General features: G+C 34.4%; 21 protein-coding genes. 7 read left to right on the top strand and 14 right to left on the bottom strand.

Annotated features, from left to right (window positions below; translation table 11 throughout):
- The first annotated feature begins 106 nt into the window (after positions 1 to 106).
- The gene (locus Q0X66_RS00450; RefSeq protein WP_297702503.1) at positions 107 to 628 is read left to right on the top strand and encodes a DinB family protein; all 522 of its coding nucleotides are present in this window, start codon (positions 107 to 109) and stop codon (positions 626 to 628) included.
- On the opposite strand, the gene Q0X66_RS00445 is transcribed toward Q0X66_RS00450, so the two are convergent.
- Positions 625 to 945 (bottom strand): hypothetical protein, encoded by a 321-nt coding sequence (locus tag Q0X66_RS00445; RefSeq protein WP_297702502.1) that lies wholly within the window; start codon positions 943 to 945, stop codon positions 625 to 627. The genes Q0X66_RS00450 and Q0X66_RS00445 overlap by 4 nt on opposite strands.
- A gap of 116 nt (positions 946 to 1,061) precedes the next feature.
- Positions 1,062 to 2,123, bottom strand: a complete 1,062-nt coding sequence (aroB, locus tag Q0X66_RS00440) for a 3-dehydroquinate synthase (protein WP_297702501.1) — start codon at positions 2,121 to 2,123, stop codon at positions 1,062 to 1,064.
- Positions 2,124 to 2,261: 138 nt separating this feature from the next.
- Between aroB and Q0X66_RS00435 the strand changes: the two genes are divergently transcribed.
- Positions 2,262 to 3,428 (top strand): proline dehydrogenase family protein, encoded by a 1,167-nt coding sequence (locus Q0X66_RS00435; RefSeq protein WP_297702500.1) that lies wholly within the window; start codon positions 2,262 to 2,264, stop codon positions 3,426 to 3,428.
- Positions 3,429 to 3,534: 106 nt separating this feature from the next.
- Here the strand turns inward: Q0X66_RS00435 and Q0X66_RS00430 are convergent, their stop codons facing one another.
- The 6 genes from Q0X66_RS00430 to tsaE all read right to left on the bottom strand — a co-directional run bounded on the left by Q0X66_RS00430 (position 3,535) and on the right by tsaE (position 9,105).
- A complete protein-coding gene (locus Q0X66_RS00430; RefSeq protein ID WP_297702499.1) occupies positions 3,535 to 5,199 on the bottom strand; it encodes a hypothetical protein in 1,665 nt (554 codons plus the stop codon).
- A 416-nt stretch (positions 5,200 to 5,615) separates the two neighbouring features.
- Complete coding sequence (locus Q0X66_RS00425; protein WP_297702498.1) at positions 5,616 to 6,002, bottom strand: DUF4258 domain-containing protein; 387 nt, start codon at positions 6,000 to 6,002, stop codon at positions 5,616 to 5,618.
- A gap of 3 nt (positions 6,003 to 6,005) precedes the next feature.
- Positions 6,006 to 7,205, bottom strand: a complete 1,200-nt coding sequence (locus Q0X66_RS00420) for an alanine dehydrogenase (RefSeq protein ID WP_297702497.1) — start codon at positions 7,203 to 7,205, stop codon at positions 6,006 to 6,008.
- Positions 7,206 to 7,343: 138 nt separating this feature from the next.
- Complete coding sequence (locus Q0X66_RS00415; RefSeq protein ID WP_297702496.1) at positions 7,344 to 7,991, bottom strand: hypothetical protein; 648 nt, start codon at positions 7,989 to 7,991, stop codon at positions 7,344 to 7,346.
- Between the two features lie 97 nt (positions 7,992 to 8,088).
- Entirely contained in the window at positions 8,089 to 8,226 is a 138-nt protein-coding gene (locus Q0X66_RS00410) for a hypothetical protein (RefSeq protein WP_297702495.1), read from the bottom strand.
- A 492-nt stretch (positions 8,227 to 8,718) separates the two neighbouring features.
- Positions 8,719 to 9,105: a tRNA (adenosine(37)-N6)-threonylcarbamoyltransferase complex ATPase subunit type 1 TsaE gene (gene tsaE, locus Q0X66_RS00405; RefSeq protein WP_297702494.1), complete on the bottom strand. Its 387-nt coding sequence runs from the start codon at positions 9,103 to 9,105 to the stop codon at positions 8,719 to 8,721.
- Positions 9,106 to 9,261: 156 nt separating this feature from the next.
- Between tsaE and Q0X66_RS00400 the strand changes: the two genes are divergently transcribed.
- The gene (locus Q0X66_RS00400) at positions 9,262 to 10,518 is read left to right on the top strand and encodes a hypothetical protein (protein ID WP_297702493.1); all 1,257 of its coding nucleotides are present in this window, start codon (positions 9,262 to 9,264) and stop codon (positions 10,516 to 10,518) included.
- A 2-nt stretch (positions 10,519 to 10,520) separates the two neighbouring features.
- Here the strand turns inward: Q0X66_RS00400 and Q0X66_RS00395 are convergent, their stop codons facing one another.
- Positions 10,521 to 10,886: a hypothetical protein gene (locus tag Q0X66_RS00395; protein WP_366938649.1), complete on the bottom strand. Its 366-nt coding sequence runs from the start codon at positions 10,884 to 10,886 to the stop codon at positions 10,521 to 10,523.
- A 282-nt stretch (positions 10,887 to 11,168) separates the two neighbouring features.
- On the opposite strand from Q0X66_RS00395, the gene Q0X66_RS00390 reads away from it, so the two are divergent.
- Positions 11,169 to 11,453 carry a DNA-binding protein gene (locus Q0X66_RS00390; protein WP_297702491.1) on the top strand — a complete coding sequence of 95 codons (285 nt, stop codon included), beginning with the start codon at positions 11,169 to 11,171 and terminating at the stop codon, positions 11,451 to 11,453.
- A gap of 366 nt (positions 11,454 to 11,819) precedes the next feature.
- On the opposite strand, the gene Q0X66_RS00385 is transcribed toward Q0X66_RS00390, so the two are convergent.
- The 4 genes from Q0X66_RS00385 to Q0X66_RS00370 all read right to left on the bottom strand — a co-directional run bounded on the left by Q0X66_RS00385 (position 11,820) and on the right by Q0X66_RS00370 (position 14,714).
- On the bottom strand, positions 11,820 to 12,563 hold the full coding sequence (locus Q0X66_RS00385) for a VIT1/CCC1 transporter family protein (RefSeq protein WP_297702490.1): 744 nt from the start codon (positions 12,561 to 12,563) through the stop codon (positions 11,820 to 11,822).
- A gap of 56 nt (positions 12,564 to 12,619) precedes the next feature.
- On the bottom strand, positions 12,620 to 13,732 hold the full coding sequence (locus Q0X66_RS00380) for a histidinol-phosphate transaminase (RefSeq protein WP_297702489.1): 1,113 nt from the start codon (positions 13,730 to 13,732) through the stop codon (positions 12,620 to 12,622).
- A gap of 220 nt (positions 13,733 to 13,952) precedes the next feature.
- Complete coding sequence (locus Q0X66_RS00375; RefSeq protein WP_297702488.1) at positions 13,953 to 14,243, bottom strand: hypothetical protein; 291 nt, start codon at positions 14,241 to 14,243, stop codon at positions 13,953 to 13,955.
- 27 nt (positions 14,244 to 14,270) lie between these two features.
- Positions 14,271 to 14,714, bottom strand: coding sequence for a hypothetical protein (locus Q0X66_RS00370; protein WP_297702487.1), 444 nt, complete (start codon positions 14,712 to 14,714; stop codon positions 14,271 to 14,273).
- A 438-nt stretch (positions 14,715 to 15,152) separates the two neighbouring features.
- Here Q0X66_RS00370 and pxpA point away from each other — a divergent pair, with 438 nt between their 5' ends.
- Genes pxpA through Q0X66_RS00355 form a run of 3 tightly spaced genes read left to right on the top strand, consistent with a single transcriptional unit; the run spans position 15,153 to position 17,471 of the window.
- Positions 15,153 to 15,899, top strand: a complete 747-nt coding sequence (gene pxpA / locus Q0X66_RS00365; protein ID WP_297702486.1) for a 5-oxoprolinase subunit PxpA — start codon at positions 15,153 to 15,155, stop codon at positions 15,897 to 15,899.
- On the top strand, positions 15,896 to 16,633 hold the full coding sequence (gene pxpB / locus Q0X66_RS00360; RefSeq protein ID WP_297702485.1) for a 5-oxoprolinase subunit PxpB: 738 nt from the start codon (positions 15,896 to 15,898) through the stop codon (positions 16,631 to 16,633). The genes pxpA and pxpB overlap by 4 nt, the downstream gene beginning before the upstream one ends.
- Positions 16,626 to 17,471 carry a biotin-dependent carboxyltransferase family protein gene (locus Q0X66_RS00355; protein ID WP_297702484.1) on the top strand — a complete coding sequence of 282 codons (846 nt, stop codon included), beginning with the start codon at positions 16,626 to 16,628 and terminating at the stop codon, positions 17,469 to 17,471. Before pxpB ends, Q0X66_RS00355 begins: the two co-directional genes overlap by 8 nt.
- Here the strand turns inward: Q0X66_RS00355 and Q0X66_RS00350 are convergent.
- Entirely contained in the window at positions 17,468 to 18,202 is a 735-nt protein-coding gene (locus Q0X66_RS00350; protein ID WP_297702483.1) for a nitroreductase family protein, read from the bottom strand. The genes Q0X66_RS00355 and Q0X66_RS00350 overlap by 4 nt on opposite strands.
- Positions 18,203 to 18,490 lie beyond the last annotated feature (288 nt).

The following is an 18,490-nucleotide window of genomic DNA, read 5'->3' as shown; positions in this document are numbered from 1 at the left end:
GATGTTGTAGTTATGTTCAATTTTTATTGATTTAAGTTAAATTTCCCCGCAACTATTCTCTTTAATAATTCAAAACAGAAAGATATTAACTTTCTTATTGGCCACTATGAAGAATTCTGAACTGAAAAAAGAAGATTTCCATCCCTTTTACGAACCTTACATTGCAACTTTGGGGGATGTGGAACTGGTAGAGATGTTAAGAAGGCAATTGGAGAATTTTCCATTGTTTATTTCCAGTATTCCGAAAGATAAGTTTCATTATTCATATAGTGTTGGAAAATGGACTGTGGCACAGGTGTTGGTTCATATCTTAGATGCTGAGCGCGTATTTCAATATAGGGCTCTTCGATTTGCCAGAAATGATAAAACATCTTTACCAGGGTTTGATCAGGATATGTTTGTTGAAGAATCTAATGCAGATAGTTGGAATAAGGAAGAATTGATAGAAAATTATAGAACTATACGGAAATCTACGATTGCTCTTTTTGAAAAATTATCTGATGAGACATTGAAAAGAGTTGGTATTGCAAGTGATTCCCCTATGAGTGTTGCGGCTTTGGGATTTATTTGTTGCGGCCACCAGAGACACCATAGAAACGTTTTGCGTGAGCGTTACCTTAAAGACTAATCAAAACCTTTTTCGTCCTCATTTTCTTCTTCAATATTAAGTTCTAAGGAAGGCCCTTCAATAGATTCATCTATTATTGCTTCAATGCCTTCGGCTATGTTTTCATCGAAATTAGCAATGAAATGAGAAAGACTCTTACTTATTTTAATAAGATACAGGGTATCTGCAGTTTGAAGTTCTACTGCTTCAATGAATTCACCGTTAACATTTCTAAATGCAATTATATCTTCATCCCCGTATCCGTAAGGATAGGTTTCAATCAGAAGACTGGTTACATCGTGATTTAACTTTTTGTAATCTATAAGTATTCGTTTCATAAGCAGGTATTTGAATACAACCGTATCAGTTGTCTTAATCCTGTACCTAAACTATACTTTTTTTTTCTTTAGGAATTCAAAGAGTTGTAAAACAGCAATTTTAGTATATGAAATTGCTAATCTTTGTAGTAAGAAAATGCCTGGCTCAACATATCATCAGGAACTCTATTGTCAATCTGGGCTTCACCAATCCTTTTTAAAAGAACAAAGAAGATACTTCCGTGCGAGTTCTTCTTATCGAATTTTAAAAGATCTATAATCGCATCGATGTCGTTATCGTTAAAATCAACTTTTTCAAAATGTTTGAGTAAAGTCATTTTGATATCTTCCAATTGATTAATTCCCAAACCGGTTTGCTGATGTGACAAGAATGCTTCCAATATCATGCCGATGGCGATTGCCTCACCGTGAAGCAAGGATTCACGTTCCTGATTCTCTAAAAAATAGGATTCAATTGCGTGCCCAAAGGTATGACCAAAATTTAATATTTTTCTAAGACTTTTCTCTCTTGGATCCTGACGAACTATTTCATTTTTTATAACTATGGATTCGTAAATATGATCTTCCAATTGGTCAACAGAATTAACTTTTTTAAGAGCTCTCCAAAACGGTTCACTTGTGATTAGGCCATGTTTGAGCATTTCCGCGAAGCCACTATTCAATTGCCTTTTATCTAGCGTATTCAGAAATTTAGGAATAATGAGCACCATTTCAGGCTGGTTTATAACACCTATCTGATTTTTTAACATTCCCATATCAACTCCTGTCTTTCCTCCAACAGACGCATCTACCATGGCCAGTAAACTTGTGGGAACATTAATGAAATCTATGCCTCTCCTAAATGTTGAGGCTACAAAACCACCCAAATCTGTAATAACACCACCTCCCAGATTTATTAATAAACTCTGTCTGTCCGCACCTATTGCCGAAAGTGCTTCCCAAACCTGTATGCAACTGCTAATACTTTTGTTAATTTCACCAGATTTTATTTCTACAATCTCGAAGTTATAATCACCTCCAACACTGGCTAAAAATTTAGGCAGACAGTGCTCCCTTGTATTTTGGTCAACAAGAATAAAAATACTGGAATAGTTAGATTTTTTTAAATGATATTCAAAAGCTTCATATCCCAAATAATTAAAATGGATTTGGGCAGAAAAAGAAGTAATTGATTCCATGGGTTATAGTTTATATTGTCTTTCGTGATATTCTTAAATGAATGACTTATTAAAAGTAAAACACAAAATAAAGGCTATTTTTTAGTAAATGAATACAAATTCTGTTATTATCTTTGAATTGATAACAAATCAGCAATAATGAACAGAATTTTTGAAGATACTTCAACAGCATTTTCTCTTAAATCCGATTCTGAATTGGAGCGAGCCTATTTTCTTTTTAGAATGATAGCTAATGAACCGCTTGTTAAAATTGGTACGGCAATGACCAATTTTGCTCTAAAAGCAAGATTACCGGTTGATGGCCTTATTCGGGCTACAGTATTCGATCATTTTTGCGGTGGTGTAAGTGAGGAAGATTGCATGACAGTAGTAGATAAAATGTGGAACAAAGGTGTTTGTTCTGTTCTTGATTATTCTGTAGAAGGTAAAGATACAGAAGATCCTCTGGATGCTGCCCTGGAGAAAACCTTGAAGATACTAGAATTTGTAAAGAAACTAGATGCTATTCCTTTCGCAGTCTTTAAACCAAGTGGCTATGGCAGGGTGGCACTATTCCGAAAAATTGGAAAAGGCAAATCCCTGTCAAAAAAAGAAAAAGAAGAATGGGACAGAGTAGTGGGCCGCTTTGATACTACATGTAAAAAAGCATATGACCTGGATGTTTCACTTTTAATAGATGCCGAGGAAAGTTGGATGCAGGATGCTGCCGATGAATTGGTGGAAGAAATGATGCGTAGATACAATAAGGATAAAGCTATTGTATTTAACACACTACAACTTTACCGTTGGGATCGTATGGATTACCTTAAAGAGCTTCATGCCAAAGCCCGGAACGAAGATTTTAAAATTGGAATCAAGACCGTTCGTGGAGCTTATATGGAAAAGGAAAATGAAAGAGCTTTAGAAAATAATTATGCTTCCCCAATATGTGCTACTAAATCTGAAAGTGATTCTAACTATGATACAACAGTGGCCTATATCGTTGAACACCTGGATAGGATCTCCCTTTTTTCCGGTACCCATAATGAATTGAGTTCTTACAAATTAATTGATTTGATGAAGCAAAAAGGGATTGCTAATAATGACAACCGTATTTGGTTTGGCCAACTATACGGAATGAGCGATCATATTTCTTTTAATCTGGCGGAGAAGGGCTATAATGTAGCAAAGTATTTACCTTTTGGACCCGTACGTGATGTAATGCCTTATTTAATTCGACGGGCCGAAGAAAATACTTCGGTTGCGGGACAGACTAACAGGGAATTGGAGTTGATAAAAAAAGAACGTCGTCGACGAAAAATTTAGACAGACCATTTGTTCTATTAGTAAATTGGTTTTTGGAGCTATTAAATAAGATGCTTTTGCAAACAACCCAAATCAACTTTTTGTTAGCGTATTTTCCTTTAAGGAGTTATTGTTTTACACTTATTAATACTGCTTCGCAACTGGACAAGTCAGAATTCAGAACAATATTTTCTGCACTGGAACCATCCTTTATTTCTATGGAGACTGTGTTTGGAGGAAATTTTCCCAAATTATGGGCATAGAGAAAAAGATCATTCGATTTATTTAAATTCAGTTTTACCTCAAAACTTTTTTTAGTGTATGTTAATATATGATTAGCCACAATTTGCTCTCCATTAAGATAGATAGATACAATGTCACCATCTGCTCTGCCATGATCATAAAGACTTATGGTTATTGTCTCACTATCTACAACCAATTCTTTTTGATACGAAATTTTTCTTCCTTCAAAAACAGTTCTATTTGGGGTCTTAACTACTTCTGATACAGTTATTTCTTTCTCCTCTTCCTCCACTACAGCAATTGTCTCTTTAGGTTTTTGAACCGGCACCGCGGGTTTCTCAACTACTTTGGCGGGCTCTTGAACCGGCTCCACAATAACTTCTTTTACTGCAATAGGTATCTCTGCAATGTCAACAGGAGTTTCAACAATTTCAGCAGGGACCTCGACTATAATTTCTTCAGGTATCTTATCTGCTTTCTTTATCGTAAAATATGGAGTGGCATACTTTGCTATATGGTATTTATTTACGGGAAAGAGTTCAATTCCCATTATTTTATACTTATCTCCGGCGGGAAGTCCTCTTCTAAGCCTTACATCTTTTACAAAGTTCATGTTTTTGAAAACACCTAGTTCTTGCACCACCACATCGTCCCTGGTTAAAAAGAACTTAATAGTTTTGCTTTCATCCAAGTTAGATGTGGTCCATTTTAATTCAACAGGGCCAGGAGCAATCCAAACCGTTCCATTTGTTGGATATTTAATTTCTATGGTTGAACGCCATTGTATTCTTTCGCTTATTCTCTGTTTATTTAATTTATAAACGGAATTTTTAAAGTTATTATACGGTACATATGCAGTTAAGCCAATATTGGCTTCTTGCAATAACTGATAAAATTCTTCCAGTTCGGCCAGAACATTAATTAAAGGGATTTGACTTGGATATGTCTTCTTTATAAAATTTATTTTTGAAATTACTTTTCTTGCATTTTTCTTATTTGATACAGGATTATAATTGTCTGAACTGGCATTAGTTAAATTTTTCGCGAAACTAAGCTTGTTATATCCAAATCTATTTTCTAAAAACTTAATCGCATCTTCATTGCTTAGAGAATTAGATTCTTTAAATTTCTTTACTATGTCATAAGCTAAAAGATATTCTTTCAAGCTTTGCTCCATGCTTGCTTTGGCCACTTCTGCACTTGCTATGTCCGGTGAATTGACAGCCTGATTCAACATATTAAGAAAAATGTCTTTACTTAACAGTTCCTGTGAATTGCCAAATCCACCTTGGAAATAATCAAATACCAGACTTGGTGATTCCAACAAAATATAATTCTTGTTGGTTGCATTGGACGAGTTAGCGGATCCGTAAATATCAAGTATTCGTTGCTTTGCATCCTCGCTCCAGGAGTCGGCGCCCTCATTTATAATTTTCTTACTCAATTCGATTGGGTCATCAATCCGGGACTCAATAGAGGGAGTCTGATTATGAGCATGGTTTGGCTGACTAAAGAAAAACCATAAAAAAAGAATCAAAATATTTTTCATACAAATTTGTTATCACAGAGATATTATATTCACTTTAAGCCCTATTAACAATAGCTAACTTTCAATTTTAGAATACTATAAAAAGTATGTTATCTAGGGTTCGCTCCGGTAAAGTCTAATTAATAGCGACTTATCCTACATAATAACTCCAAAACGCCCCAATTTATTATACTTCTGAACTGATATACGGAATAATTTCTAATTTAGTTTTAGATGATAACAGTCTTTAATAGATCTGGATTTATAGTAAGTAAGAATAAGACTACAAAATATTAATATTCATTAATATTTTGTAAGAGCTTATCATTAAGAAGATAGTTAGCGTAATTTCTAAAATAGTCATCATTAATAGATTCTTGTTTATTAGTATCAAAAAAAATCTATTATAACTTTAATAAATATTACATATCTATTTATTAATCAAGGTCTTGTAAATTATCTATTATAACTATACTGTCGCAGTTCTTTATGGTTAAAGCCATCAATTTTTCCTTTACCATTCCTTCTATTAAATAGGTCTTACAAGTTGTATTTCTAATGTTACTTTTTTTAAAATTAACATCACCTTCATTCATAAAGTAGGCAATAGTAAGAGAATCCAGGGTTTGGTCAGCAACCATCTGATCTATCTGCTTGGAATAGGTGAGGGGTTTGGACCGCAATTCTTTTAATACCCTACAGTTAGGTAGGTAACAAAAGCTCACGCCGGTTTCATCAGATTTTTTTTTCAGAAAGAAGAAAAGGAAAACAAGTCCGATTGATAATCCTATTAGGTAAAATCCCAATCGTTTCAGAAATGCCATTAACTAAAAAATAAGGAAGTTGATATCACTGTATTTCAGATCGAACCATTCACCAACGGATTTATTAGTAAGTATGCCATGATACATATATAATCCATTTCGCAGGCCCCTGTCAAATCTCAATGAATTTTCCAGGCCTCCATCTTCTCCGATCTTGAGTAGATATGGGGTAAAAATATTACTGATAGACACTGATGACGTTCTGGGATATCTTGCAGGAATATTGGGCACGCCGTAGTGGATGACACCAAATTTTTCGCGAGTGGGTTTATCGTGGGTGGTAAGCTCACTGGTTTCGAAACAACCCCCCATATCTATACTTACATCAATGATTACTGATCCTTTTTTCATATGTTCTACCATAGTACTGGAAACTACAATAGGTGATCTGTCACTACCGCGTACGGCCCCTATTGCAACATCACAGCGCTTAAGACTCTTTAAAAGGTTCTTGGGTTGCAGAGTAGAAGTATATATGGTCTGTTTAAGATTAGTTTGAATGTTCCGTAATTTAGTAAGGGAATTATCAAAGACTTTTACATTGGCTCCGAGCCCTAAAGCGGACCTGGCTGCAAACTCTCCAACGGTTCCTGCCCCTACGATTACGACTTCTATTGGAGGTACCCCACTAATATTACCAAACATAAGCCCGTTGCCCTGGTTGGTAGCAGCCATGATTTCCGAAGCTATAAGCACCGAAGCAATACCCGCAATTTCACTTAAGGAACGAACAGCAGGATACTTACCATCCTCATCCCGAATATATTCAAATGCTATTGCCGTGATCCTTTTTTTGGCTAGTTCCTCAAAATAGTCCTTAGACCTTGTTTTTATTTGCAATGCGGAAATAATAGTCGCCTGTGGATTCATCAATTGAATTTCCGACAGGGTAGGGGGCTCTACTTTTAATAATAGCGGACATGAAAACACTTTTTTTGTGTCGCGTGTTATATTGGCACCTGCTTCTGTATATTCCTTGTCGGTGTAGCTCGCACTTTCTCCTGCGCCCGCCTCCATTAAAACCCGGTGACCATTTGAGGTTAAGGCATTTACGGCATCGGGAGTAAGGCAAATACGTTTTTCCTGGTATTGGTTTTCGTTTGGGATCCCAATAAAGAGTTCTCCTTTTTGTTTTAAAACTTCCAGTGTTTCTTCCTGTGGAAGTAGCTGCTGTTTACTAAATGGTGAGGAAGGCTGATGCATAAGAAGTAATTGGTAACCGTAAATTTACAGTCAACTCAAAATTACAATTTTTTTTTTGATGAAGCGGGTTTGTATGGATAAGGGGTAAAAAAAAATCCTGCTCTATGGGAGCAGGATTAAGACTAATTATTTTTTCTTCTATAAAAACATATTGAACAAACTTCTTAAAGAGTGTTGCAACTGCTTAAAGATATTTTTCAGTGCATTATCTGGTGTTTTTTGCGATAGATCCTCTTCCATTTTATCTTCAATTTTTGTCTTAAGACCTACTTTATCATTTTCCCGTCGCTCTTTGTCTTTGTAGTATTGGAGTTCTGCATCCATGGCGTCCAGGTCAATACCGTGTACATATTTATCGTAAAGCTTTACTCTAATAAAGTACACAAAGGGAATGACGACCATACACACCGGTAAGATCCACAAAGTGTTTTCTATATCTACAGTTTGATCATCATAGTAGTAAAAGGCTTCTAATATCTGGAAGGCATACATACATATAGGTACTAAAAGTATATGATACCACCAGTGTTTGTTGGTAAAGAACCAGATCAATAATAAATAAAAGGGAACTATTTTACCTAATAAGAACCACACATAAGTACGCACATTGGCAAATCCGTTATTATCAATAGTTATCCCCAGGAAATTGAAAGTGGCCTCCGGGTCTCTGGGTAAATAATCATGTAATTTAAAAATGAAAGGGGCGGCAATAATTAAAAAAATAGCTATAGATTCTATATACAATCTAGTTTTGGCTTTTTTACTCTTGAATGGAATTTGACTCATTAAAACAATATTTCGAGGGTATATATTGCTTTAACGTAAAAAAGGGCAATTTATGATTGCCCTTTTCTTTAAAAAGTAATTTTATATTCAATAATTTTTAATCTCTAAGAATAATATCCTTTTTCTCCACTGCATCTTCATACAATTGATCGTCTGCAGTACTGTTCGAGGTGCAGGATGCTGCCATCAGAATAAGGCAGGTGCAAATTCCAAATAAAGTTCTTTTAGTGTTCATCGTAATACGTTTTTCGTTAAAGATTTGATTAGCTCTCAATAACAAATGTAGGAAAAAATACACTACCAAATTGTTATTTGTCGGAAAAATACAACCTTTTACCGTAAAAATCATTCATTTTAACGATATTTTTACCGTTCGTCGAATTCAATGCAATAAAAAAGGGCCTTTTACGATAGCGAATTCCTCTCTTCTCGAACGAAATCACATCAATTCACTTGTCACAGACTAATTAGTTCTAATTCTTGATCGCACATTTATTATAATAATTCATGATTTAAAATCTAAAATACAGAAAGGAACATTCGTAGAAAGTCTTGTTTTCTTAAATAAAATTTTAACAAATGAGAAGAAAGAAGAATGTATATTTTCACCCCATCTATCATTGGTCGATGTTTTAGTGCACTTTATCGATGATATAATTAGTGGCATTCCTGGTAAATTAGTGCTTCAAAGTATATAATTCCATTATACTTAAGTCACTTTAAATTATTAATCAGCTTTTGTAATTTCAATTTTACGGGTAACAGGATCAACTATTTCCAGAGAAATTCTTGTGTAATTTTGGGGTAGTTGTGATCCAATCTTTTCGGGCCATTCTATAAATACCCAGGTATCCTGACTAAAATAGTCTTCCAGTCCCAGATCCAGGGCTTCTCCTTCACTCTCCAGGCGGTAAAAATCGAAATGATAACCCAAAAGCTCTCCTTTTTGAGTTTGATATTCATTTACAATCCCAAAGGTGGGACTATTGGCCTGATCGCCACCACCTAAACTCCGGACCAGCGCTTTAATTAGTGTGGTTTTGCCGGCTCCCATTTCTCCGTTAAAACAGAGGATTCTAGACGATACGTTGCCCAGTATCTCTTTCGAAACCATATCTAGTTCTTTAACTGTATAGATTATTTTCTGCATATATAGGATAAAATCAGTATATTTAATAGTCTGTTAATATATAATTAGAACATGCGACTAAACTTTTAGATATTTTCTAAAGGTAAAAATAGAATTTGTCAGTAAAAAAAATTAGTTTCAATGGCATTAAAATCTAAATGGCAACGAAAATATATGTTGGATGTAATAATGGCTTTTATCATAGCTGTTTTGCCATTTTTAGGTTATATTCATTTGCTTTTTAGCTCTGATTTCAGGGGATTTTCATTTTTTGGACTTGAATATTCGCATGACTTCCTTAGTAATAAACTTTTTGTTTGGTATCTTTTTAAAGATATCATTCCATTTACTCTATTATTGATATGGTTTACCTCAATTTCGACAAAGTGGAGATACCTGATCGCTCCTTTATTACTATTATACTTATACAACATAATAGATAGTTTATTTGAACCAATTAGCAAGTACTCTTATCATCTCTTTTATTTTGAGATTTACTCAATTACGGTTAAGGTTTTGCTGATTTCATCAACAATTATTATAATCTTTTTTTTGGATTCTTATTATTTTAAGCACTATCGGAAAATACAGTTAGAGATTTCAATTAAATCTATTATAAGTCGTAACATCAGTAACTCCAATAATGTTTACCGTCAAAATTTGGAATCTCTGATTGAGAAAAGAGAAAAAATAACTCGGACCAGTTATCTTCAAAAAATCTATAATGTAAAACTAATATTAGAAAATCGGCTTAATAGGCATTATAGCTCAATAAACGAGTTTGCTGGCGCACATCGAGATCGCCTAAATTTAATAGTAGTTTGTTTGTTAGTTTTTACACCGCTTCTTTGGTTTATACATTATTTAATTCCTGAAAACGAGCAGGAGTTGGAATTAGGGATAATTCAAGTCCACAACAATGGATTCCTGAATGTGAGAATTTTCATTTGGTTTTTGCTGCAAAAATTGATTATACTTATTCCGTTAGTGTTATGGTTTATTACCTGTCAGCAATGGTGGAAATACGCTATCCTTTCACCAATAATTTTATATTCCTTTCAGTTCTGGGAAGCCACACAGGATGTAAGTTCATTGGATGCAGCTGGTAATATAAGGGCGTTTCCCGCCATATTTTGTGTTGTACTTCTTCTTATAGTTATATCTAAAGCCATCAAATACCGGGTGGAAATATTAATAATGTATGAGCATCTGTCGGAGGAGATAGAAGATATTCTAAAAAATGCTGATTTTAACGCAAATAGCATGCTTAATAAAAATGTAAAAAGATTTAAAAAACTGAAGGAAGATATTGCTCAAGAAACTAATGGCCAACAGCAATTAATAAAGCTAATAACCTTAAGGGAAGAACTGGTAAAACAGTTAAAGATTAATTATTAATGCTATTCTTTTATACGCTTCTGCGTTTTTTCAATCTCTTCTGTAACTTCTTTTAGTAATCGTTTTAATTCCTCTTCCTGGCGTTCCTTGATTTTTTGTTCAATAAGATCTTCAATCTCTTGTTGCCTCGATTTGGGTAGATGATCAAAATCAAGAATTTCATCCTCTTCCTGCTTTTTCAACATATCACCTTCCCCAGTTATCAGCCAGACGACATTCAACTGTGGATAAACCTTAAGGATGTTTTCAATGACATCACTACCGATAGAAGCATTGTTCTTTTTCATTCGTAAGGTGTAGCCATTACTGGCACCAATAGATAAATCGAACTGCCTTGCACTGAGTCCGGCAAATTTAATAAACTGCATTAAGCGATCTATTGTTTTAAACATCTCCTAGAAAATAATCGACATAAAACTTCATTTTATCAAAGATAGGGTTTTAAAAAGAGATAAAAAAGAACTGAATTCCTGTGAGAGATATTATATTTTATAAGGAAGTAGAAAAATATCTACATATATTTGGAAATATAGAAAATATTCTATAATATTATAAAAGAATTAATATAGCTGGATTATTAAGCCATATTTCCAACAAACACTTTAAATAAATATCCCCGATAATTATTTTATGATACAAAAGGGTAGAAGATGAATAAAATTAAAACCTTGGAAAACTTACAAAAACTTCATTTACTAATTGAGTCAGAATGTACAGGTCCACCGCAGTCACTTGCAAGAAGAATGGAATTGAGCGAACGCTCTGTATATAATCTTCTGGAGGTTTTAAAGGATTTTAATGCTCCTGTAGCGTACAGCAGAAGCAGGAAAACGTATTATTACAGTAACCATTTTAAGCTCGATTTTCGAATTTCATTGTCTGTTACGAATAACAATGAAGTGACTGAATTATTCAAAGGGAGCTATTTAAATTAAGTATTCATTAAGAACGATCAAAGAGACGTATAGGATAAAGAGAATTGTTAATTAGTTTTTTGTTTGATCTCTCTTTAAAAGCCGGCTTTAACAAGCTGGCTTTTATTTTGCAATGCTATGAGGAATGCAGATTTTATGAAAACTTAAAAAGAAAAATATAAACCGACCAGAGGAAACAAAAAATAAAAAAACTATAAAGGATAAAGGAAAGTGTAGTTCTTTTTTTCATTAGATATGGGTTTATCAATAAATAATAAGAGCTCTATAATAATACTTTTCCTTCTTTTAAGCGTAGGAAGTCCGATTTTAGGTAGATATATTCGTTAAAAAGGGCTAATTTACTGTTTTGTGCTACCCTTATAATTTTTAATAAACTATTATCCGTTCCAGGAAATCTCCAATAAAATAGGCTACTATCGCTGCAATACATCCTAATAATAGTGTTTCCAGTATTCCTTTCCAAAAGGGCGTCTGATTTACAAAAGCTTTCAGCCAACCAATTATGATAAAACCTGTTCCTGTTAAAATGGAAGAAAGCAGAAAAAGATCACTTTCTAGTGGGTAAATGTAATCCACCACATATACTAAAAGTGGAATTACACCTATTATTATAAACGACATGTACGTAACACCACCAATTATTACCGGAGATTTATCCTCTTCAAACATTACTAATTCCTCTTTCATCATTACGTTTACCCATCGGTCTTTGTCGCTCGTTATCACTTTAACTACTTCTTCTAAAAGATCTCCTTCAAAACCCTGTTCCTTGTATATCACCCTTATTTCTTCTTTTTCCAATTCAGGAAGATTATCAACTTCCCAATATTCTATTTGTTTATGTTTATTGTAATTATCTTTTTTTGTTTTATTAGATAAGTAAGCTCCAACAGACATAGCGAACCCATCTGCCAGCAAATTTGCAAATCCAAGAATTATTACAATATTACTACCGAGGCCAGCACCTACAGAGCCTGCTACAACAGCAAAAGTAGTCACGCAACCATCTATTCCGCCATAAACGAACTCGCCTAAATATTTTTCATATTTCTTTAAAAACCCAGTGTGTTTATGTATGGTATTTTCATTATGTAATTCTGTACTTTCCATCAAAAAGTGTTCTATTGTATGCTGTAATATAAAAGAGAAGTGAAAAATAAAATAATTTAACTCATTACTTGTTTTAAAGCTTTACCAAATACCTCCATATCCGCTAATCTCCCGGTACTTATACGAGCCCATTGGTTTAAAGGGGGGAAAGGGCGACCAATAAGAACATTGTACTTTTTCATATCATCAATCACTCCTTGAATTGGCCTACCGGTTTTAAAAAAGACAAAATTGGTGTGCGACTTCACATATTCCAAGCCTAAATCATCCAGATACTGGTAGATTAGTGATTTTGCCTTAAAATTTTGCATAATACTATACTTGTAAAATTCATCATCTCTTAAGGCTTCCTTTGCTGCCTCAATTGCCAGTATATTGGTATTTGCCATTACAGCTGATTTCAAATTACGGGCGATCTCCGGCTTGGCAATTAAATAACCAACTCGTAATCCCGCAAGACCATAAACTTTAGAAAATGTTTTAGAAACGATAATATTCCTTCCTTCTTTTACCAACTCTACCATTGAAGGATATTCAGGTTCTGTAATAAAATCATAATAGGCTTCATCACTAAATATTACTGCATCATTATCATGGGACTTACAGAAGTCCAGTAAACTTGATTTATTCAAAATAGTACCGGTCGGATTATTTGGATTGCAAATAAAAATAAGCCTGGTATTCTTATTTATCTTTTCGGCCATAGCGGGCAAGTCGTGTTCCATGTCTGCATTTAAAGGGACGCGATGTACTTTTGCCTTAAATGTTTCTGCATACCGTAACATGGCCTGAAAAGTGGGGTCTGCAGAAATAATCTCGCCATTACCAAGTCCGTAGACAAGACCGGTGGCCTTTAGTCCTTCTGTAGAACCTCCGGTTACTACCACATAATCCTTGTTTACACCTTCTTTTAAGGCAATCATTTCTACTAAGCCGGATAAACTTCGAAACGGGTACCTACATGCTTCATCAAACGAATTTGTAAGTATTTTTCTAACCCTTTCGGAAGGACCATAGGGATTCTCATTGGCATTAAGTAACACCTTTGAATAGGCTAAATTACTACGAAGTGGGAAATCCAGTGCCATACTTTCCAATCCCCCCAATAAAGCGAAACTGCTGGTTAAACCAACTTTTTTTAACCATTGCCTTCTATCAATATTTTTCATATTCTGAAATTATGAAAAATAAATCACAAAGAATAATTGAAGAATTAGTTTTGATATTTGCTAAAGACCCAGAGGGAATTAATATTCAAGACTAATATCACCTGTTTAAATCTCCAATAAAAGCGAAGAATCAATCAAACTGAGTATAGGAAATTATAATAAATAGCCTTACGACTATCTAATTACCTGGTTTTGGCTAAGGTATATTTAGCTGTGTACTTTAATAAAGGGTATTGGAAATAAAGATGGTGACAATAAGTAGTACCATTGCCGAATTTACGGTTATTGCAATGATCTTCTTTTCATTAATCGGCTCATTACGACCTTTATAAAGGATGATTGTGCCAATTACACCTAAAATACCTGAGAGGATTATAGGTAAGCCAAAAAGGTATCTTGAAAACACGGGATTAATGTTAACCACAATTGCAAATGCCGCAAAAGTTAAAAGAAAAAGAATAAGTTTACTCAATTTATATGATCTTTCTGTATATGAATTATTAGCCTCCATAATTTCCGGGGTTTTGTTAAAACACAATTAGATTACTTTTATATTGGCTCTTAAGCCTTCTTTGATCCCCAATATATTATTTACTGTTTCTTTTAAATAGTGCTTGATAACTATATTAGGAATTCTTAAAGTTGTAAACCCATTTTGAAATGAGTACATGGTTTCCTCCAGATTGTTCATAGCCTGCTCATGGGTAAGCATTTGATATTCAGTATCTATTTCTATATTTAGTTTCACCCTTGAAAACGCAATGTCCACTGATTTTTTACCGTCCCACCATTCTAACATTGGATGAACTCCGGCTTGCTTAAGACCATAATAAAGCTTTATAGCCTCAATTGGGGTGTTATTTCGCCTGATGAGTCTGTCCATGCGCTTTTTGTGTTTGGAACACAATTCTACACCAAAAGATTCCATGGCTGTTCTATGATCCAAATAACTAAGCTCTTTTTTACATTCTATACACGTCATTCTTAAGTAGGTAAATTTTTAATTTGGGATAGTTATAACCCAGAGTTTTTTGGATTATTATATTTTATCGATGTATGGCCACTCACTTTTAGACGAACTGCAATATTTTAGACGAACTGCACTTTTTATGTTAATTTTTTTTAATTATAATTGAAATCCGAAGTTCCATTATTCTTTAAAGAGTCTATATTTTCTCCGCCATCTTTAACTTACTTCAGTTAAATGTTCAAGAAATTAGGCCCTGGGGCATTGGTTGCTAAGGCATTTATTGGTCCGGGTACAATAACAGCTTCTACTATTGCTGGTGTTGGATAGTGAATATACCGACAGTACCTGGAGATTTTAAGAATTCCATTTTGCAGAACGTAGCTGCAATTTTTATCATTATTTTAGTATAGCTCTTGGAGCTAAAAGTATTTATAGTGTTTTTGGAATAATATGATCAGAAAAGTGTTTATAGATATTAACTGTGACGTGGGAGAAGGTTTAGGTAATGAAAGTGCCCTTTTTCCGCATATTAGTTCATGTAACATAGCTTGTGGCGGTCATGCTGGTACTATAGATACTATGTCTGAAATAGTACGGTTGGCACTAAAATTTGATATTAAAGTGGGTGCACACCCTTCATATCCTGATAGAGATAATTTTGGTCGCAAATCAATGAAAATGGAAAAATGGCATCTAAAAGCAAGTATTAGGAAACAAATTAAAGGATTAGATGCTATTTTAAGCAAGGCCGAAATGCAGTTGCATCATATTAAAGCCCATGGAGCTCTATATAATGATATTGCCGGTGATTTGGATTTATCTAAAATATATTTGGAAAGCATCCTGGCGTATAAAGACCATGTTTTATTATACTTGCCTTATGGTTCAGTTATAGAAGAAGAAGCTCGCAGGCAAGGATATAAAATATCACTTGAAGCTTTTGGTGATCGGAATTACAATGAGGACTTAAGTCTTGTTTCCCGGCGTTCGTCACAAGGCATGATAAAAGAGCCAAAAAAAGTATTGGACCATATTATTTCAATGGTTATAAATAACAAAGTGTACACCCTAAATGGGGTTCAAATACCAATTCAAGCAGACACTTATTGTATTCACGGTGATACGGCTAATGCTTTACAAATATTAATGTATCTTTCGGACGAATTGCCTAAGCAGCATATTTTTCTAAAAAAGTGAGTTCCTATCCCATATTAATTAGACCTTTTGGAGAAGATGCAATTTTGATAGAATGGCCAAATGAGGTGTCAGAAGCTATTCTTTATGATATCCTTGATTTTGCTGAAAGTTTCAAATTGGTTTTTAAAGATTCCAATAAATGGGAGTTAATCCCGGCCTACAATTCTCTTACCTTAATTAATCGGGAGAATAAAATAGATTTTTCTAAAACTAAATTTCTACTACAGGAATGTTTTAAGAACAGGAAGGCTGGCGGCCATCCTCAACGTTATTTATGGAAATTGCCGGTATGTTATGACCTCGAATTTGGTATTGATCTTGAAGAAGTTTCCACAACTTTAGGAAAGAGTATTGAAGATATAATTAAGGCACATACTCATCACATTTACACTGTTTACGGCATGGGATTTTTACCTGGTTTTATGTATTTGGGAGGTTTGCCTAAAGAATTGGAAACCGCTAGAAAATCTGTACCCAGGCTCCGGGTATTTAAAGGTTCTGTTGGTCTTGCAGGCAAACAAACAGGCATTTATCCACAAGATTCTCCCGGAGGATGGAATATCATAGGCAATTGTCCGATATCTCTTTTTAATGTGAATCTTGAAAACCCCTGCTTTGTAAATGTTGGAGATCAGATTCAATTCTATGCTATTACCCGTGCAGAATATGATTTACATAGAATAGAGACAGAGGTTGGAATATATAACCTCGATAAAATCAAGATAGATGCTTAAAGTAATTCATCCGGGTTTTTTTACCACAGTTCAGGATACCGGGAGATTTGGATACCGTGAAAAAGGAGTCCCAGTATGTGGTTGTATGGATAATTACTCTGCCTCCATAGCCAATTCATTATTGGAGAATAAGGAAACGGACGCTGTGATGGAAATCACTATGACCGGTCCTGAACTTGAATTTCATACTTCGAGTTTTTTCTCTATAACCGGAGCTGAGATGTCTCCGACCTTGAATGGAATTCCTGTCAATTCCTATGAAGTACACAAGGCCAAAGAAGGTGATGTATTATCCTTCGGAAAACTAATTAATGGTTTTAGAAGTTATCTGGCTGTTAAAGGCGGCTTCCTGACGGAAGTTAAATTAAGGAGTAGATCATTCTACAAACCAATTACTGATAAGAATCGTATTAAGGAGCGAATGGAAATACCCATTGAAGAGCATACGGAATATTCTCCAATAATAAGTCATATAAAACCGGAGGCCTGGCATAAGGAACACGAACTAATAGTTTATAAAGGTCCTGAATACAAAATATTAAAGGATGATCAATTAAAGTTATTGTTTACTGGTAAATTTACCATTGCCAAGGAAAATAATCGAATGGCATATCAACTTGAAGAATTAATAGGAGCGCATTCTCATAGGATGTTAACTTCTGCAACCCTGCCTGGAACTATTCAATTAACCCCAGCCGGCAAATTAATAATACTGATGCGTGACGGGCAAACAACCGGCGGTTACCCGAGAGTACTTCAACTGGCAACTAAATCAATTGCTATCCTGGCCCAAAAGAAATTTAGGGATACGGTTTCCTTTCACCCTTTAAGACACTAGATTTCTTTATATACTTCTTGAAAAGGAACCCTGAAGCGCGGACCATATATACCTTTTGGATCTCGAATGCCACATGCGATAACCATATTGATTTCAGCACCTCTGGCTAAGTTTAAAACTCTTTTTATGCGCAAGGTATCTGATCCTTCCATAGGGCAAGTGTCGTAACCAATAGCTGCCATAGAGATCATAAAGTTCTGCGCGGCCAATGCGGCACTTTTGTGGGCGACAATGCGCATATCAGAGTTTCGAAGCTGTCTGTACACGGGTTTGAAGAGTCCGACCAGGTTAAATACTAAATAGCGTATCAGCCCCAAAGCACCTAAAAAGTCAATATATAGTGAGGGTATAAGCTTTTTGTAATAAGTTATTGCAAATTTTTCCTTGCTGTCGTATTCTTCAACCGGCTTATCACCAAAACTCTTCGTTAAAAAGTTAAGATTCGCTTTTGCCCTTTTATTCCAAAGATTCTTTCTTGCCACAATTACAACCAATTGTTTAGCTGTATTGGCAGCAGGTTGGTCAAAACATGCAGTACTTATCTTCTTTTGGACATCTTTATTAGTAATATGGTAAAATTCCCATAATTGTAAATTACTACTTGTAGGTGCCAGGACGGCATTCTCAAGACATTTCCTTACCGCTTTGGTATCAATTTCTTCTTCTTGATTATAAATACGTACTGACCTTCTATAGCTTATAGCTTCCGTAACTGTTTTTTCTATTTTCATAACTATGTATTATATCTCATATAGCAAAGAAAGGATTCTAGATTTTCACAGACAAATATTTACACTTACATAAAATCTAATCTGAAAAGAGCTTATTAAACATACTTCACTACTTATTGAATATGGGATATGATAGTCTCTTATATATTTGAAAATCAACGATTTAATCAAATAAATGTTTTATTGAATTTGAACAAGTACTAATTGTTAAAAACATCAACTTTTTTAAACAATTATCTTTGAAAAGTATAGCAATTAAGAGCTATAAAGATTTATAGAGAACCTATT

It is taken from the genome of uncultured Eudoraea sp., from assembly GCF_947260015.1.
Taxonomy (GTDB): Bacteria; Bacteroidota; Bacteroidia; order Flavobacteriales; family Flavobacteriaceae; genus Eudoraea.
This window is presented reverse-complemented; position numbering and strand designations above follow the sequence as displayed.

Excerpts from the sequence above, each read along its gene's own strand:
- Q0X66_RS00375 (WP_297702488.1), bottom strand. The coding sequence starts at position 14,243 with ATGGAGGCTAATAATTCATATACAGAAAGATCATATAAATTGAGTAAA.
- Q0X66_RS00380 (WP_297702489.1), bottom strand. The coding sequence starts at position 13,732 with ATGAAAAATATTGATAGAAGGCAATGGTTAAAAAAAGTTGGTTTAACC.
- Q0X66_RS00415 (WP_297702496.1), bottom strand. The coding sequence starts at position 7,991 with ATGAGTCAAATTCCATTCAAGAGTAAAAAAGCCAAAACTAGATTGTAT.
- Q0X66_RS00430 (WP_297702499.1), bottom strand. The coding sequence starts at position 5,199 with ATGAAAAATATTTTGATTCTTTTTTTATGGTTTTTCTTTAGTCAGCCA.
- Q0X66_RS00390 (WP_297702491.1), top strand. The coding sequence starts at position 11,169 with ATGAATAAAATTAAAACCTTGGAAAACTTACAAAAACTTCATTTACTA.
- Q0X66_RS00410 (WP_297702495.1), bottom strand. The coding sequence starts at position 8,226 with ATGAACACTAAAAGAACTTTATTTGGAATTTGCACCTGCCTTATTCTG.
- Q0X66_RS00450 (WP_297702503.1), top strand. The coding sequence starts at position 107 with ATGAAGAATTCTGAACTGAAAAAAGAAGATTTCCATCCCTTTTACGAA.
- Q0X66_RS00420 (WP_297702497.1), bottom strand. The coding sequence starts at position 7,205 with ATGCATCAGCCTTCCTCACCATTTAGTAAACAGCAGCTACTTCCACAG.
- Q0X66_RS00385 (WP_297702490.1), bottom strand. The coding sequence starts at position 12,563 with ATGGAAAGTACAGAATTACATAATGAAAATACCATACATAAACACACT.
- pxpA (WP_297702486.1), top strand. The coding sequence starts at position 15,153 with ATGATCAGAAAAGTGTTTATAGATATTAACTGTGACGTGGGAGAAGGT.
- tsaE (WP_297702494.1), bottom strand. The coding sequence starts at position 9,105 with ATGGTTTCGAAAGAGATACTGGGCAACGTATCGTCTAGAATCCTCTGT.
- Q0X66_RS00355 (WP_297702484.1), top strand. The coding sequence starts at position 16,626 with ATGCTTAAAGTAATTCATCCGGGTTTTTTTACCACAGTTCAGGATACC.
- Q0X66_RS00395 (WP_366938649.1), bottom strand. The coding sequence starts at position 10,886 with ATGCAGTTTATTAAATTTGCCGGACTCAGTGCAAGGCAGTTCGATTTA.
- Q0X66_RS00425 (WP_297702498.1), bottom strand. The coding sequence starts at position 6,002 with ATGGCATTTCTGAAACGATTGGGATTTTACCTAATAGGATTATCAATC.
- Q0X66_RS00400 (WP_297702493.1), top strand. The coding sequence starts at position 9,262 with ATGGCATTAAAATCTAAATGGCAACGAAAATATATGTTGGATGTAATA.
- Q0X66_RS00445 (WP_297702502.1), bottom strand. The coding sequence starts at position 945 with ATGAAACGAATACTTATAGATTACAAAAAGTTAAATCACGATGTAACC.
- Q0X66_RS00370 (WP_297702487.1), bottom strand. The coding sequence starts at position 14,714 with ATGACGTGTATAGAATGTAAAAAAGAGCTTAGTTATTTGGATCATAGA.
- Q0X66_RS00350 (WP_297702483.1), bottom strand. The coding sequence starts at position 18,202 with ATGAAAATAGAAAAAACAGTTACGGAAGCTATAAGCTATAGAAGGTCA.
- Q0X66_RS00435 (WP_297702500.1), top strand. The coding sequence starts at position 2,262 with ATGAACAGAATTTTTGAAGATACTTCAACAGCATTTTCTCTTAAATCC.
- aroB (WP_297702501.1), bottom strand. The coding sequence starts at position 2,123 with ATGGAATCAATTACTTCTTTTTCTGCCCAAATCCATTTTAATTATTTG.